The organism is Caulobacter sp. GW821-FHT10C03 (assembly GCF_059415485.1).
This window is the reverse complement of the sequence record NZ_JBWKNI010000012.1, coordinates 15,056-29,717: the sequence shown is the minus strand read 5'-3', so window position 1 is coordinate 29,717 and position 14,662 is coordinate 15,056. Positions and strand designations below refer to the sequence as shown.

The window sequence follows — 14,662 nt, the reverse complement described above, 5'->3', positions numbered from 1 at the left end:
TTGAAAAACCTTTCGCCGACAGCGCCGGCGGCGAGACCCCAGCCTTGAATTAAGCGCCCCCGCGGGCGTCCTTCCGGGCGGTGCGATACGTCTTCTGGGCCTTGCCGAGGCGGCGACGCTCGGCGTCCTTGAACGCCCGGGCCGCATTCTTCTCCACCACGGCCGCTTCCTGGGCGAGCTTGCGGAAGTGGTCCCAGCGCCCGCGATCGAGATCCCCGCTCAGCAAGGCGCCCTGCACCGCGCAGCCCGGCTCGTTGGCGTGGCTGCAGTCGCCGAACTTGCAGGTTTCCGCCAGGCGCTCGATGTCGTCGAACACCAGGGCCACCCCCTCGTCGGCCTCCACCAGCCCCACTTCCCGGACGCCGGGCGTGTCGATGATCAGTCCACCGCCGGGCAGCAGCGCCAGTTCGCGGTGGCTGGTGGTGTGCCGGCCGCGATCGTCGGCCTCGCGGATGGTCTGGGTGGCCATGCGCTGCTCGCCCAGGAGCGTATTGACCAGGGTGGATTTGCCGACGCCGGACGAGCCGATCAGGACGCAGGTCTCGCCGGGGGCCAGATGGGCCAGCAAGGCTTCCAGGCCACGCCCTTCGCGCGCCGACACGATGACGACCGAACAGCCGGCGGCCAGGGCCTCAACCTCGGCGGCGAGAGACGTCGCCTCGGCGCAGATGTCCGACTTCGTCAGCACGACCACGGGACGGGCCCCGCTCTGCCAGGCGGCGGCCAGGTAGCGCTCGATGCGACGTGGATTGAGGTCGCCGTTCATCGACGTGACGATGAAGGCCAGATCGACGTTGGCGGCGACGACCTGGGGGGTCTGCACGCTGTCGGCGGCTCGGCGGACCAAGGCGGTGCGGCGCGGCAGCACGGCCTGGATGACGGCGGTGCGCTCGGCCTGGTTCATCGACAACGCCACCCAGTCGCCGACCGCCGGATGGCCGGCCTCCTGGGCTTCATGGCGCAGGCGACCGGAAAGCTTGGCGCGCACCTCGCCCTCGTCCGTGATCACCAGATAGCCGTTGCGCTGCTGCACGACGACGCGGCCGGCCAGGTAGCCCGCGCGGTCGTGAGGCTTGAAAGCCTCGGCCAGCAGATCCGACCATCCGTAGTTCTTGATCAAGTTGAGCTTCCATAAGGCGGCGATCGGCCGTCGCCGATGTTCGAGGACGTCCATAGAGCAGCTTTCCCAAGGACGTCGAGGAAACCCTGATCGTCGCTGGAAACTACAATCCGACCCCGCCCACCGGCGTGGTCTCGAAACGGTGGCCGAAGCCGGCGATGATCGGCCGGGCCTTGGCGATGGCGGCCTGCACGGCCGGCAGCTTCAGCGACCCCGCGTGGCTGTCCTTGTCGGTCCAGACCTCGGTGATCCAGATGGCGTCGGCGTCGGTCGGGTCGAGGGCGAGAATGTAGGACAGGCAGCCGGGCATCTCGCCCGTCCCCTCCTTGAGGATCGCGACCAGGTCGTCGCGCTTGCCGGGGGCGGCCTTCATCTGGCCGATCAGTCCATACATCGTCTTGTCTCCCGCGAGCGCCAGCGACGGCGTCATCACCGCGGCCGCGCCGCCGATCATCACCAGTCGCCGGTCCAGTCCTGTCAGCATGTCGCTCATTCCGGCTTGCACTCGCCCTCGTGAGCGACGCTGGCGCCCTTCGCGGCCGCGCCGCAGGCGTTGCCGTAGGTCTTGCCGTCACAGCCGCAGACGGGGCGATAATCCATGGTGCAGACCTGGGGCCGCTTGCGGCAGATCCCCGAGGCGTCGGCGACCGTCCGGCAGGCCCCGACGGGCATCACGCAGGACAGGCCCTCGCTGCACTGGAAGCCGGCGATGCCGCCGCACATGCCGCCCGCGGCGACCGGAGCGCGCGACATCGGCGGCGGGCTCGTGGTGGACGGACCCGCGGGCTGGGCCGCGCAGGCGGTCAGCAGCACGGCGGCGAGCAAGGCCGGAACCGGGCCCAGCAAGGAACGAAGGCGCATCGTGGTCCTCCCGCGTCGATTCAACGTCAGGAGGCGATCCTCGCACGAAGCGCAAGCGACAGACAAACGTCGCCATCGGGGAAAAATGGGGCGCCGATCGGCTTGATCAGGGGTCTGAATTGGTCTGTCCTCGCCGCCTCTTCCGAGAGTCGGGGAAAGTTCATGACGAGATGGGGTAAGACGGCCGCGGCCGTCAGTCTGCTGGCGCTGGGGCTCGCCGCCTGCGCCACCACGGGCACGACGGCCAAGCCAGAGACCAGCGCCAAGCCGGCCGAGAAGGCGCAGGCCAAGCCGCTGCCCAAGGGCCTGGACGGCGAGGCCTCGTCGGGCTTCCCCTCGACCTATGCTCCCCTGCCCTCGCGCCCGACCGCCTTCGTCGGCGCCACGGTGCTGACCGCGACCGGCCAGCAGATCGAGAACGGCGTGGTCGTGGTCCAGGACGGCAAGATCCTGGCCGTCGGCGGCCCCGACACCGCCATCCCGGCCGGCGTCGTCACCATCGACGCCAAGGGCAAGTGGATCACCCCCGGCATCATCGACGCCCACAGCCACCTGGGCGTCTATCCCTCGCCCGGCGTGCAGGCCAAGTCGGACGGCAACGAGGCCACCGATCCCAACACCGCCCAGGTGTGGGCCGAGCATTCGGTGTGGCCGCAGGACCCCGGCTTCAACCGCGCCCGGGCCGGCGGGGTGACCACGTTGCAGATCCTCCCCGGCAGCGCCAACCTCTTCGGCGGCCGCTCGGTGACGCTGAAGAACGTGCCCTCGACCACCATGCAGGGCATGAAGTTCCCCGGCGCGCCCTACGGCCTGAAGATGGCCTGCGGCGAGAACCCCAAGCGGGTCTATGGCGGCAAGGGCCGCTCGCCCTCGACGGCGATGGGCAATGTCTACGGCTACCGCAAGGCCTGGATCGACGCGGCCGACTACGCCCGCAAGTGGGACGACTACCGCGCCAAGAAGGACAAGGGCGAGAAGGCCGACGCCCCCAAGCGCGACCTGCAGCTGGAGACCCTGGCCGGCGTGCTGAAGGGCGAGATCCTGGTGCAGAACCACTGCTACCGCGCCGACGAAGAGGCGGTGATGATCGATATCGCCAAGGAGTTCGGCTACAAGATCACCATGTTCCACCACGCGGTGGAGAGCTACAAGATCGCGCCTCTCCTCGCCAAGGAAGGCATCTGCTCGGCGACCTGGGCGTCGTGGACCGGCTTCAAGATGGAAAGCCTGGACGGCATCGACGCCAACGCCGCCATGGTGTGGAAGGCCGGCGCCTGCGTCGTCATCCACTCCGACGATCCGATCATGACCCAGCGCCTCAACCAGGAGGCCGCCATCGCCATGACCGCCGGCAACAAGCTGGGCTACGGCATCAGCCGGGCCGAGGCCATCAAGTGGATCACGGCCAATCCGGCCAAGGCCATGGGCATCGCCGACAAGACCGGCAGCCTGGAGGTCGGCAAGGCCGGCGACATCGTGGTGTGGAACCGCGATCCTTTCAGCGTCTACGCCCAGGCCGAGCAGGTCTATGTCGACGGGGCCCTGACCTACGACCGCAAGGACCCGCGCTATCAGCCCAAGTCCGACTTCGAGCTCGGCCAGCCCGGCCAGGGAGCGTTCAACTGATGATCCGTTCGGCTCTTCTCTGCGGCGCGGCCCTGATCGCCGTCGCCGCCGGTCCGGCTTCCGCCCAGACCTTCGCCATCGTCAACGCCCGCATCGAGCCGGTGTCGAGCGCGGCCATCCCTTCGGGGACCATCGTCGTCCGTGACGGCAAGATCGCCGCCGTCGGCGCCGGCGTCACCGTCCCGGCCGGCGTGCCGACGATCGACGCCAAGGGCGGGGTCGTGACCCCCGGCCTGGTGGCCCCGTCGTCGAACATCGGCGCCTCCGAGATCGGCGGCGTGCGCGAGACCCGCGACGACGGCACCGGCGACGCCCTGTCGGCCGCCTTCGACATCGCCTACAGCGTCAATCCGGCCTCGCCGATGATCGGCCTGGCCCGCGACGGCGGGATCACCGCCTCGGCCGTCACCCCGATCCTGTCGGGCGTGGGCGGCGGCGCCCACGAGCACGCCGACGACGGCGTGGTCGAGGAGATGACCGCCGGCAAGGACGGCGGCGGCGATCCGCCGCTGTTCGGCGGCCAGGCCGCCTTCGTGCGGCTGAAGGCCGGCGAGGCCGACATCGTTTCCAAGTCGAAGACCGCCGTGACCCTGTCGCTGGGCGAAGCCGGGGCGCGCGCCGCCGGCGGCTCGCGCGGCGCGGCCATCGTGCTGGTCAAGTCGGCCCTGGAGGACGCCCGCGCCTTCGCCCGCAACCGCGCCGCCTTCGAGCAGGGCGCGACCCGCGCCTACGGCCTGTCGCGCCTCGATCTGGAGGCCCTGGTCCCGGTGGTGCAGGGCAAGACCCCGCTGCTGATCCGCGCCCACCGCGCCTCTGACATCCGCCTGGCCCTCAAGCTGGCGGCCGAGGAGAAGATCAGGATCGTGCTGGAAGGCGCCGAGGAAGGCTGGATCGTCGCGCCTGAGATCGCCCGCGCCGGCGTGCCGGTGATCGTCGACACCCAGGCCGACCTGCCCGACAGCTTCGAGACCCTGGGCTCGCGCCTCGACAACGCCGCCCGCCTGAACGCGGCCGGCGTCACCGTGGCGATCAACGGCGCGCGCGACTTCAACAACCTGCGCCAGGAGCGGCTGAACGCCGGCCTCGCCGTCGCCAACGGACTGCCCTACGCGGCGGCCCTGGCGGCGATCACCCTGACGCCGGCGAAGATCTGGGGCATGGCCGACAAGATCGGTTCCCTCGATGTCGGCAAGACCGCCGACCTCGTGCTGTGGACCGGCGATCCGCTGGAAACCACCAGCTGGGCCGACAAGGTGTTCATCGGCGGCGTCGAACAGCCCGCCGACAGCCGCCAGACCCAGCTGCGCGACCGCTACGCCGCCGGCGACAACGGCCTGCCGCCGGCCTATCGCTAGGGTCGGTTCGCAGGACTGAGAACGAGAGCCGCGACGCTTCAGGGCGTCGCGGCTTTTTCGTGGGCGACGCCACCTTTCCACGCAACTCGACACAATCTACACCTCAAGCTGCACCTTGACGCGAATCTTCGGGGGAACGATGGACGACGCGCAAAAGAGCAAGCTGCGGCAGACCCTCTTTGAGCGCCTGCTGGTCGGCGAGTCCCGGGCCGCCCTGGACGCCGACCTGCGCCAGCGCCTGGACGAAACCGAAGCGCGCGCCCTCCTCGACGAAGCCGTCTCCCGCATCCGCGTCTGCCGGGCCGAAGGCACCTACGACAATGTGGCCGCCACCGTGCGCAAGCGCCGGGTGGTGTCGCGCTACGCCGTCTGGCGATGGCTGGCGGGCGTGCTGCTGCTGCTGTTCGCCGGCCTGGGCTTCCTGGTCTCCCTGATCAACCAGGCGCCGGCCTTTCCCTTCGGCCTGATCGTCGCGGGGATCATCCTGGCGCTGGTCGAATGGCGCCTGCGCGGTCGGCTGGAAGCGGCCGAGGCGGCCGTCGATCAGTTGCTGGCCGAAGGGGCGGCCTAGCGCCTCCGATTTTTCGTGGGCGCCGCGCCTTGGACGGTCGCGAGGCGACCGCACGACCGATCCTGAACCTTGGTCTAGCCGCCCCCTCCCCGCGCTCGCGCGATCGAGACCCATGGATAGCTATCCCGCCTGAGCCCTCCGGACCGACAGTCGGGCGTCATCCGACGGCCTCTCCCGTCGGAGCCCATCAGGAGCCAGCCATGTCGGACATCATCATCGCGGACAAGCAACTGTCCGCCTCGGCCTACACCGCGATCATCAACGCCCCGATCGAGGCGATCGACATCGCCGACTGGCTGTTCAACCTGCCCGAGGCCGAATACCAGCGCTGCTGCGCGCCCGATCACATCTCGGCCGGCGCCACCTTCACCGACGACGGCCGGCGCATGTCGATCAATGTCGAGATGATCGGCCAGACCCTGATGGTCCAGCACTACGTGGCCGAGATCGCCACCCCGACCCTGTGCCGGATGGTGTCGACCTCAGACGCCTTCACCCCGAACGGCCGCACGCGCGTGCAGGTGATCTGGACGCTGAGCGCCCGGAAGATCGACGAGCGGACCTGCGAATACACCAACAGCGTCGTGGCCCACCCGACCCAGGCGTTCCTCGACTTCATCGCCTTGCACGGCACGCCGTTCGCGGACGCCGCCGACGCCCGCCAGCGGGACGGCGGCGATCACAACAGCCGCGAGACGCCGCTGTTCGCCGCCAGCATCGAACGCCGCGCCCTGGCGAGGATCGCGGCAAAAGCGGCCTAGCGTGTCGCCATCAGCCCCGGTTTGTCGCCGGGGCTGACCACGTCCCCTACGGCCAGACGTTGTTCGACGTCACGCTGTCGCCGCCCGTCGGCACGTCGCAGTCGTTGAAGGTGATCGCCACCGACTGACCCCAGTTGGTCGAGTCCGCCTGAACCTGGAAGTGCAGGTGCGGGCCGGAGGTGCGGCCGGTGTTGCCGGAGGTGGCGATCGGCTGGCCGCGCTGGACCGTGTCGCCGACCTTCACCAGCACGCCGTTGGGCTGGATATGAAAGTACCAGCTGGTGAAGCCGCCGGGATGGCGGATACGCACGGCGTTGCCCCAGTTCTGCAGGCTGCCGTTCGCGAACGGGGTGTTGCTGGGCGTGGTCGGGGCGTTGGGGTTGTAGGTGGCGGTCTGGCCTTCCTGCAGCCACTCGACCGTGCCGCCGCGCACCGCCCGGATCTGGGTGCCGGCCGGCATCGAGAAGTCGAAGGCGAAGGCCTGGCTGCCGGTGTGCGAGCCGCCGGCGTTGTTGTTGCCCTGGCCGACATTGCGGGTGTCGCCGGCCTTCCACGGATAGCGATAGGCGCCGACGGCGCTGTCCTCCTGCTCGATGAAGTCCATGCGCAGGCCGTCGGCGAAATGGGCGGCGTCCTGGGTCTTGAAGTCCACCGTGCAGCGGCGGCGGCTCCACCACTGGGTTCCCGAGCCGGGCCGCCAGACGGCGGCGTAGCGGTCGCCGTCGACGGCCAGGGCGGTCAGGCGCAGGCCCTGGTTGAAATAGGTCTGGTCCTGGGCCTCGATCTCGGCCCCGGTCATCCCCGACCGCCACCACTGGGCGCCGGACCCCGGCCGCCAGACGCCGGTGTAGCGGCCGCCGTCGACCTCCAGCAGGGTCAGGCGCAGACCGTTGTTGAAGTGGGTCAGGTCCTGGGCCTTGAACTGGTCGACGGTCATGCCCGTGCGCCACCACTGTGCGCCCGAGCCCGGCCGCCAGACCGCGGTGAAGCGGCCCCCGTCGAGCTCCAGCGCGAACAGGCGCAGGCCCTGGTTGAAATAGGTGGTGTCCTGGGCCTTCAGCTCGTCCAGCGTCATGCCCGCGCGCCACCATTGCGCCCCCGAGCCTGGCCGCCAGATCGCCGCATAGCGCCCGCCCTTCACCGACACCGACTGCAGGCGCAGGCCGTTGTCGAAGTGGGTCTTGTCCTGGGCCTTGAACTGGTCGAGCGTCATGCCCGAGCGCCACCACTGGGCGCCGTTTCCCGGCCGCCAGACCGCCGCGTAACCCGTGTCGGCCGCCGCCAGATCGGGCGCGGCCAGGGCCATAAGACCGGCGCAGATCGCCGGCGTCAGGAACGCACGCATCGACACTCTCCCGTTTCGGGCGTCGCTTCGCGGGACGCCTCGTGAAATCCAGACGCTTTGGCCAGATACGATGGAAAGCTTGAACCGTGCGCCGATCGCCGGCCGGGGCCGGAACGTCGCGCGCGAGGAGCCTAGCCCCACGCACGGCGACCCGAAAGCGCGAACGGCCCCGCCGGACCAGCCGGCCGGCGGAGCCTCGCCGGCGTCAGGTCGACCAGGTGATCTTCACGATGGTCGGGTTGTCGCTGTTGTAGGAGACGGTGTGCTCCGAGCGCCGGCTGCTGGTGATGGCCAGCTTGTAGGTGTCGCCGGTCTTGTCGGTGAAGGCCAGGTTGATGCTGCCCGAGCCGATGCCGGCCGGACCCTGGGCGTCGACGTCGACGCGATAGCTGTAGATGCCGGAATTGGGCACCAGGCGGATGCCGTAGACCTTGCCCTCGCTGTTGCCGACGATGCAGGAACTGAGGTCGAGGCTGCCGTTGATCGACACGGCGTCGCCGACCGACAGATTGCCGTTGGCCGTGCCGTTGGTGGAGCCGCAGTCGGTGGTGGTGAATTCGTCGACGCCAGCCGTCGCTTCCACGGTGCTCATGACGTTTCTCCCTTTGGAACCGGCCGCCCCATGGGCCGGCGGCGGGACGATCGAATCAACCCTGAGGCAAGACAAGCCAAATACACGTGATAGTTGTTAAGCTTGTATGCGCGCCGGAAACGTGCAGCTGCGCGCATGGCGACGCTTTCCTTGGGGGCGGCCACGGGTCATACGGGGCGAGACCCCCGAATCGCCGCAAAATCATCCGATGTCTTCCAAAGACCCCAACTCGCTGTTTTCGCTGTTCGACGACGACGCCCTGGCGCCGCCGAGCGCCCCGCCCCTGCCCGCCCGCGAACCGCATCCCGAGCCCAAGCCGCAGCCCCCGCCGCCTCCGCCGCCCGGCAAGGCCGAGCCCGCCGCCGCGCCGCCCTCGTCGGGCGGCTACGACGCCAGCTCGATCGAGGTGCTGGAAGGGCTGGAGCCCGTGCGCATGCGTCCGGGCATGTACATCGGCGGCACCGACGAGCGGGCCCTGCACCACCTGTTCGCCGAGGTGCTCGACAACTCGATGGACGAGGCCGTCGCCGGCTTCGCCAAGCTGATCGAGGTCAAGCTCGACGCCGACGGCTATCTGTCGGTCAAGGACGACGGCCGCGGCATGCCCGTGGACCCGCACCCCAAGCATCCGGGCAAGTCGGCGCTGGAAGTGATCATGACCGTCCTGCACGCGGGCGGTAAGTTCAGCGGCAAGGCCTACGAGACCTCAGGCGGCCTGCACGGCGTCGGCGCCAGCGTCGTCAACGCCCTGTCGGAACTGGTCGAGGTGACGGTCTGGCGCGACGGCTTCGAGCACCGCCAGAGCTTCGCGCGCGGCAAGCCGCTGGGCCCGGTCGAGAAGATCCAGCCCAGCAGGAAGCGCGGCACCATGGTGCGCTTCAAGCCTGACGAGCAGATCTTCGGCGAGGGCTGCGCCTTCAAGCCGGCGCGCCTGTACCGGATGACCCGGTCGAAGGCCTATCTGTTCCGCGGCGTGCAGATCAAATGGTCCTGCGCGCCCGAGCGCATCCACGACCAGACCCCGCCCGAGGCGACCTTCCACTTCCCCAACGGCCTGGCCGACTTCCTGGCCGAGCGCACCAAGGGGCTGGAGACGGTCACCCCGACCAGCTTCTCTGGCCGCATCGAGCGCCAGGGCGAGGCCGGCGCGGTCGAATGGGCGGTGACCTGGACCCCGCGCGGCTTTGGCGAGCACGACGGCTTCATGCAGTCGTACTGCAACACCGTGCCGACCCCCGAGGGCGGCACGCACGAAAGCGGCTTCCGCGCCGCCCTGACCCGCGGCCTCAAGGCCTATGCCGAACTGAAGGGCGAGAAGCGCGGCGCGATCATCACCGCCGACGACGTGGTGGCCCAGGCCGGCGCGCTGATCTCGGTGTTCATCAAGAACCCCGAGTTCCAGGGCCAGACCAAGGAAAAGCTGTCGACGACCGAGGCCCAGCGCTTCGTCGAGAACGCCCTGCGCGACCCGTTCGACCACTGGCTGACCGCCAGCCCCAAGGCCGCCCAGGCCCTGCTGGAGTTCGTGGTCGAGCGCGCCGAGGAGCGTCTGAAGCGCCGCAAGGACAAGGAAGTCTCCCGCGCCTCGGCGACCCGCAAGCTGCGCCTGCCGGGCAAGCTGGCCGACTGCGCCGGCGGCGCGGTGGACGGCGCGGAACTGTTCATCGTCGAAGGCGACTCGGCCGGCGGCTCGGCCAAGCAGGCCCGCAACCGCAAGAACCAGGCGATCCTGCCCCTGCGCGGCAAGATCCTGAACGTGGCCTCGGCCTCGGGCGAGAAGTTCACGGCCAACAAGGAACTGTCGGACCTGATGCTGGCCCTGGGCGCCCAGGGCGGCAACAAGTACCGTGAGGAGGATCTGCGCTACGAGCGGATCATCATCATGACCGACGCCGACGTCGACGGCGCCCACATCGCCTCGCTGCTGATCACCTTCTTCTACCGCACCATGCCGGACCTGATCCGTGCGGGTCGGCTCTATCTCGCCCTGCCGCCGCTCTATCGCCTGAGCCACGGCGGCAAGACCGAGTACGCCCGCGACGACGCCCACAAGGACGAGCTGCTGGCCACCATGTTCAAGGGCAAGAAGCCCGAGATCGGCCGCTTCAAGGGCCTGGGCGAGATGATGGCCGCCCAGTTGAAGGAAACCACCATGGACCCGGCCGTCCGCACCCTGGCGCGCGTGACCCTGCCGCGCCACGAGGAGTCGGTGGAAGACCTGGTTGAGACCCTGATGGGCCGTAAACCCGAGCTGCGCTTCAAGTTCATCCAGGAGAACGCGGCCTTCGCGGCGGACGATCTGGATCTCTAATTCCCTCTCCCCTTGCGGGAGAGGGTGGCCTGCGAAGCAGGTCGGGTGAGGGGTTGCACCTACAGAAACGCCGCGGCGGCTGTTCAGCTGTCGCGGCGTTTGACTTTTGAGAGACCCCTCATCCGTCGGCTACGCCGACACCTTCTCCCACAAGGGGAGAAGGATTTAACCGATCAGCGCCCGCGCCGCGGCCCGCGCGGCCTCGGTGACTTCGGCGCCGGACAGCATCCGCGCGATCTCTTCCTCGCGCTCGGTCGGCGACAGGGGCTCGACCTTGGTGCGGGTGGAGGTGTCGTCGCCGGATTTGGAGATGCGCCAGTGGGCGTCGCCGCGCGCGGCGACCTGGGCCGAGTGGGTCACGACCAGCACCTGGGCGTTGGACGCCAGGCGCTTGAGGCGCAGGCCCACGGCGTCGGCCACGGCTCCGCCGACGCCCTGGTCGACTTCGTCGAAGATCATCAGGGGCTGCGGTCCGCCGCCCTTCGCCGCCAAAGCCGCCTTCAGGGCCAGGGCGAAGCGGGCCAGTTCGCCGCCCGAGGCGATGGCCTCCATCGGGCCGAACGGCGCGCCGGGGTTGGTCGAGATCTCGAAGGCGATGCGGTCCAGGCCCGTCGGGCCGGCCTTGTCCTCGTCGAGCGTATCCAGGGCGACGCGGAAGCGGGCCTTTTCCAGCTTCAGCGGGCCAAGCTCGGCCTCGACGGCCTTGGCCAGGCGGTCGCCGGCGGCGCGGCGCTCGGCCGACAGGGCTTCGGCGGCGTAGAGATAGGCCTCGCGGGCCTCGGCGGCCTGGGCCTCGGCGGCGACCAGCGCCTCGCCCGAGGTCTCGATGGCCTGCAGGCGGGCGGCGAAGTCGGCGCGGACCGCCGGCAGGTCCTCGACCAGCACGTTCAGCTTGCGGGCCATGCCGCGCAGGGCGAACAGGCGCTCCTCGGTCTTTTCCAGGCGGTCGGGCTCGAACTCGAAGCTCTCGGCGGCCGCGTCGATGGCGGCGCTGGCCTCCTGGGCCTCGACCAGGGCGCGGTCGACAGCCTCGCAGGCGGCGGCCAGGCGAGTCATGGCCGGACCGTCGGCCGGCGCGCCGGCGTTGGCGGCGCGATCGCGGGCCCGTTCCAGGGCGCGGAAGGCCGAGGCCAGCTTGCCCGACAGGTTGTCGCCGCCCAGAGCGTCCTGGGCCGAGGCGATGTCCGCCAGGGCCTTCTCGGCCGATCCCAGCAGAGCCCGCTCCTCGGCCAGGGCCGTCTCCTCGCCGTCGCGCGGATCGAGCCGGTCCAGCTCCGACAGGCGGAGGGTCAGTTCCTCGGTCTCGGCCGCGGCGCGGTCCGACAGGGCCTTCAGCTCGGCGGCGGCCTCGCGGGCGGCGCGCCAGCCGCTCCAGGCCGAGGACACGGCCCCGACGCTGACCTGGCCATAGGCGTCCAGCAGGGTGCGGTGGGTGCGCGGATCGAGCAGGCCGACAGTCTCGTGCTGGCCGTGCACCTCGAGCAGCAGCGCCCCGAGGTCCTTGAGCACGCCGACGCTGGTGGCCTGGTCGTTGACGAAGGCGCGCGAACGGCCGTCGGGCGACAGCTGGCGGCGCAGGACCAGGTCCTCGTCACGGGCGTAGTCCAGGCCCTTGTCGTCGAGATAGGCGAAGGCGGGATGGTCGGGGGCCAGGGCGAAGATGGCGGTGGCGCTGGCGTGGCCGGCGGCGCCGCGACGCACCAGGCCGGCGTCGGCGCGGGCTCCGGTCGCCAGGCCCAGGGCGTCGAGAATGATCGACTTGCCGGCCCCGGTCTCGCCGGTCAACGCGGTCAGGCCCGGCCCGATGGCCAGGTCCAGGCTCTCGATGAGCACCACGTCGCGGATGGAGAGACCGATCAGCATGGTCGCGAGGATCGCCGGGAATCGCAGTTTTTCAAAGGGGGATGGGCAGCCCTTTGAGAACAAAAGAAAAACGGGCCGTTTTGCAACGGCCCGCCTGTCTGATGTCTCTTCTGATGTCTCTGCTTACATCCCGAGGACGCCCATCAGGCCGCCCTTTTTCTTCTTCTCGCCCGGAGGCGCGAGGGTCGCGTCCTTGTCGCGGGTCAGGACGCGTTCGAGCAGGTTGCGCTTGTTGCCGGCCTTCAGCGGCTCGACGGCGGGCTTGAGGCCCGCGTCGTTCAGCAGCTTGTAGGCGTCGGCGTACCAGCGGTCGCCCGGGAAGTTGTAGCCCAGCACCGCGCCGTTGCGCTTGGCCTCGTCGTTGAGGCCCAGGGTCAGATAGGCCTCGACCAGGCGGTAGAGGGCTTCGGGGGTGTGCGAGGTGGTCTGGTGGCGGTCGACGACGGTCTTGAAGCGGCCGATGGCGGCCAGGGTCTTGCCGTCGCGCAGGTACCAGCGGCCGATGGCCATTTCCTTGCCGGCCAGCTGGTCGTTGACCATGTCGATCTTCAGGCGGGCGTCCTGGGCGTATTCGCTGTTGGGATAGCGCTGGACGACGTCGCGCAGGGCGGCGAGCGCCTGCTCGGTGGCGGCCTGGTCACGGTTCACGTCGACGATCTGCTCGAAGTAGCAGACGGCCTTCAGATAGAAGGCGTACGAGGCCGACGGATTGCCCGGGTACAGCGAGATGAAGCGGTCGGCGTCGCCGATCGCTTCGGAATACTGGTTGCCCATGTAGTGGGCGTAGCCGGTCATCAGGATCGAGCGGCGCGACCATTCCGAATAGGGGTGCTGACGCTCCACTTCGCGGAAGTAATCGACGGCTTCGTTCCAGCTGCCGCGGTCCAGGCGGCTGGAGCCGGTGGAGTACAGCAGTTCGACCGGACGCTCCTCATAGACGAGGGTCGGCTTCTTAGGCTTGCCGGCGCAGGCGGTCACCGACAAGGCGGCGAGCACGGCCATGATGGAAACGGCCGAACGTCCCGAGATTTTGCGAAGCACGGACTCTCTCACCCTAGAAGCATTAGCGCGCCCCCGCGCCGAACCAAGGCTTCTACACCACGTCGATGCGGGCGCAAATGAAAGCCGAAGCGGCGGGAGCGTTCCCCCGATTGATCAGACCGCTTCGGCGAGCTCCGGCGCATAGGCGCGCCAGCGCCAAGCGCGCGGTTGCCCCATCAACGCACGAACCGCGGCGTTATTGAGGCCGTGTCCGGCCAGGATTCCTTCGAACCTGCCAAGGATCGGAGCGCCGATGACATAAAGGTCGCCGACGGCGTCCAGGGCCTTGTGGCGCACGAACTCGTCCGAGCGGCGCAGGCCTTCGGGATTGAGCACGCGGTCGCCGTCGATGACCACGGCGTTCTCCATCGAGCCGCCACGGGCCAGGCCGATGTCGCGCAGGGCCTCGACCTCGCGCAGGAAGCCGAAGGTGCGGCAGTTCGACAGTTCCTTGCGGAAGCTGTGCTCGTCGATGGCCAGATCGACGCGCTGGCGGCCGATGGCCTTGCTGGCGAAGGCGATCTCGAAGGCCACTTCGAAGGATTCGGCCGGAGAAAGGGTGGCGCGCTTGTCGCCCTCGATCACCTCGATCGGCGACAGGATCTCGATGTAGCGGCGCGCGGCTTCCTGCCGGCGGCGACCGGCGCGGTCGAGAATCTGCACGAAGGGCTCGGACGAGCCGTCCATGATCGGCACTTCGGGACCGTCGAGCTCGACGACGCAGTTGTCGACCGACAGGGCGGCCAGGGCGGCCATCAGGTGCTCGATGGTCGAGACGCGGACGTCGGCGGCGTTGGCGATGACGGTGCCCAGCTGGGTCTGCACCACGGCGTCGCCGCGAACCGGCACGCGGTTGTCGCGGTCCTGGACGTCGGTGCGCACGAAGACGATCCCGCTGTCGGGGGCGGCGGGGCGCACGGCGACGCGCACGTGCGCGCCCGTGTGCAGGCCGATCCCTGCGAAGATCACCGGTCCTGCGACCGTGTGCTGATGATAAGGCGAAACCGACACGAGAAACCTTTGATCTACTTTGGGAGCGGCTCTGGCGGCCGCCTATTCGTCCCCATTTACCGTCTACGAGCTTCGCCGCGCCGCAGCAATGCAAGTCCTGTTTCTGATTGTTACCTACCCAAGGCCTTGTGGGATAAGGCGTTTTCGCCATTTCGGCGCCCCATTTCCGCCTTGCTCGCGAACGGCGCCGCAGCATGCTCCAGCC

Annotated in this window: 13 protein-coding genes; 5 read left to right on the top strand and 8 right to left on the bottom strand. The window is 69.3% G+C overall.

The genetic code is table 11. The features are described from left to right. Positions 1 to 49: 49 nt before the first annotated feature. The 3 genes from rsgA to AC07NG_RS16190 all read right to left on the bottom strand — a co-directional run bounded on the left by rsgA (position 50) and on the right by AC07NG_RS16190 (position 1,981). On the bottom strand, positions 50 to 1,120 hold the full coding sequence (gene rsgA / locus AC07NG_RS16200; protein WP_494595122.1) for a ribosome small subunit-dependent GTPase A: 1,071 nt from the start codon (positions 1,118 to 1,120) through the stop codon (positions 50 to 52). Positions 1,121 to 1,223: 103 nt separating this feature from the next. Next, positions 1,224 to 1,604: a putative quinol monooxygenase gene (locus AC07NG_RS16195; protein ID WP_494595121.1), complete on the bottom strand. Its 381-nt coding sequence runs from the start codon at positions 1,602 to 1,604 to the stop codon at positions 1,224 to 1,226. A 5-nt stretch (positions 1,605 to 1,609) separates the two neighbouring features. After that, complete coding sequence (locus tag AC07NG_RS16190) at positions 1,610 to 1,981, bottom strand: Kazal-type serine protease inhibitor family protein (protein ID WP_494595119.1); 372 nt, start codon at positions 1,979 to 1,981, stop codon at positions 1,610 to 1,612. A 162-nt stretch (positions 1,982 to 2,143) separates the two neighbouring features. On the opposite strand from AC07NG_RS16190, the gene AC07NG_RS16185 reads away from it, so the two are divergent. The 4 genes from AC07NG_RS16185 (at position 2,144) to AC07NG_RS16170 (ending at position 6,294) form a co-directional block, all read left to right on the top strand. Continuing rightward, a complete protein-coding gene (locus AC07NG_RS16185) occupies positions 2,144 to 3,607 on the top strand; it encodes an amidohydrolase (protein ID WP_494595117.1) in 1,464 nt (487 codons plus the stop codon). Next, positions 3,607 to 4,962, top strand: coding sequence for an amidohydrolase family protein (locus tag AC07NG_RS16180; protein WP_494595116.1), 1,356 nt, complete (start codon positions 3,607 to 3,609; stop codon positions 4,960 to 4,962). The genes AC07NG_RS16185 and AC07NG_RS16180 overlap by 1 nt, the downstream gene beginning before the upstream one ends. 139 nt (positions 4,963 to 5,101) lie before the next feature. Then, positions 5,102 to 5,533 carry a hypothetical protein gene (locus AC07NG_RS16175; RefSeq protein ID WP_494595114.1) on the top strand — a complete coding sequence of 144 codons (432 nt, stop codon included), beginning with the start codon at positions 5,102 to 5,104 and terminating at the stop codon, positions 5,531 to 5,533. 200 nt (positions 5,534 to 5,733) lie between these two features. Further along, a complete protein-coding gene (locus AC07NG_RS16170; protein WP_492855581.1) occupies positions 5,734 to 6,294 on the top strand; it encodes a hypothetical protein in 561 nt (186 codons plus the stop codon). Positions 6,295 to 6,340: 46 nt separating this feature from the next. Here AC07NG_RS16170 and AC07NG_RS16165 read toward each other — a convergent pair whose 3' ends face one another. Further along, a complete protein-coding gene (locus AC07NG_RS16165; protein ID WP_494595112.1) occupies positions 6,341 to 7,639 on the bottom strand; it encodes a peptidoglycan DD-metalloendopeptidase family protein in 1,299 nt (432 codons plus the stop codon). A gap of 205 nt (positions 7,640 to 7,844) precedes the next feature. Then, positions 7,845 to 8,231, bottom strand: coding sequence for a hypothetical protein (locus AC07NG_RS16160; RefSeq protein ID WP_110121817.1), 387 nt, complete (start codon positions 8,229 to 8,231; stop codon positions 7,845 to 7,847). 208 nt (positions 8,232 to 8,439) lie between these two features. Here AC07NG_RS16160 and parE point away from each other — a divergent pair, with 208 nt between their 5' ends. Further along, positions 8,440 to 10,542, top strand: coding sequence for a DNA topoisomerase IV subunit B (parE, locus tag AC07NG_RS16155; RefSeq protein ID WP_494595111.1), 2,103 nt, complete (start codon positions 8,440 to 8,442; stop codon positions 10,540 to 10,542). Positions 10,543 to 10,707: 165 nt separating this feature from the next. Here parE and recN read toward each other — a convergent pair whose 3' ends face one another. The 3 genes from recN to lpxC all read right to left on the bottom strand — a co-directional run bounded on the left by recN (position 10,708) and on the right by lpxC (position 14,457). Further along, positions 10,708 to 12,405 (bottom strand): DNA repair protein RecN, encoded by a 1,698-nt coding sequence (recN, locus tag AC07NG_RS16150; protein ID WP_494595110.1) that lies wholly within the window; start codon positions 12,403 to 12,405, stop codon positions 10,708 to 10,710. 123 nt (positions 12,406 to 12,528) lie between these two features. Then, positions 12,529 to 13,458: an outer membrane protein assembly factor BamD gene (locus AC07NG_RS16145; protein WP_110121813.1), complete on the bottom strand. Its 930-nt coding sequence runs from the start codon at positions 13,456 to 13,458 to the stop codon at positions 12,529 to 12,531. Between the two features lie 102 nt (positions 13,459 to 13,560). After that, complete coding sequence (gene lpxC, locus AC07NG_RS16140; RefSeq protein ID WP_492855585.1) at positions 13,561 to 14,457, bottom strand: UDP-3-O-acyl-N-acetylglucosamine deacetylase; 897 nt, start codon at positions 14,455 to 14,457, stop codon at positions 13,561 to 13,563. Positions 14,458 to 14,662 lie beyond the last annotated feature (205 nt).

Coding starts and splice junctions, on each gene's coding strand:
- AC07NG_RS16195 (WP_494595121.1), bottom strand. CDS start 1,604: ATGCTGACAGGACTGGACCGGCGACTGGTGATGATCGGCGGCGCGGCC.
- AC07NG_RS16190 (WP_494595119.1), bottom strand. CDS start 1,981: ATGCGCCTTCGTTCCTTGCTGGGCCCGGTTCCGGCCTTGCTCGCCGCC.
- AC07NG_RS16185 (WP_494595117.1), top strand. CDS start 2,144: ATGACGAGATGGGGTAAGACGGCCGCGGCCGTCAGTCTGCTGGCGCTG.
- AC07NG_RS16180 (WP_494595116.1), top strand. CDS start 3,607: ATGATCCGTTCGGCTCTTCTCTGCGGCGCGGCCCTGATCGCCGTCGCC.
- AC07NG_RS16175 (WP_494595114.1), top strand. CDS start 5,102: ATGGACGACGCGCAAAAGAGCAAGCTGCGGCAGACCCTCTTTGAGCGC.
- AC07NG_RS16170 (WP_492855581.1), top strand. CDS start 5,734: ATGTCGGACATCATCATCGCGGACAAGCAACTGTCCGCCTCGGCCTAC.
- AC07NG_RS16165 (WP_494595112.1), bottom strand. CDS start 7,639: ATGCGTGCGTTCCTGACGCCGGCGATCTGCGCCGGTCTTATGGCCCTG.
- AC07NG_RS16160 (WP_110121817.1), bottom strand. CDS start 8,231: ATGAGCACCGTGGAAGCGACGGCTGGCGTCGACGAATTCACCACCACC.
- parE (WP_494595111.1), top strand. CDS start 8,440: ATGTCTTCCAAAGACCCCAACTCGCTGTTTTCGCTGTTCGACGACGAC.
- recN (WP_494595110.1), bottom strand. CDS start 12,405: ATGCTGATCGGTCTCTCCATCCGCGACGTGGTGCTCATCGAGAGCCTG.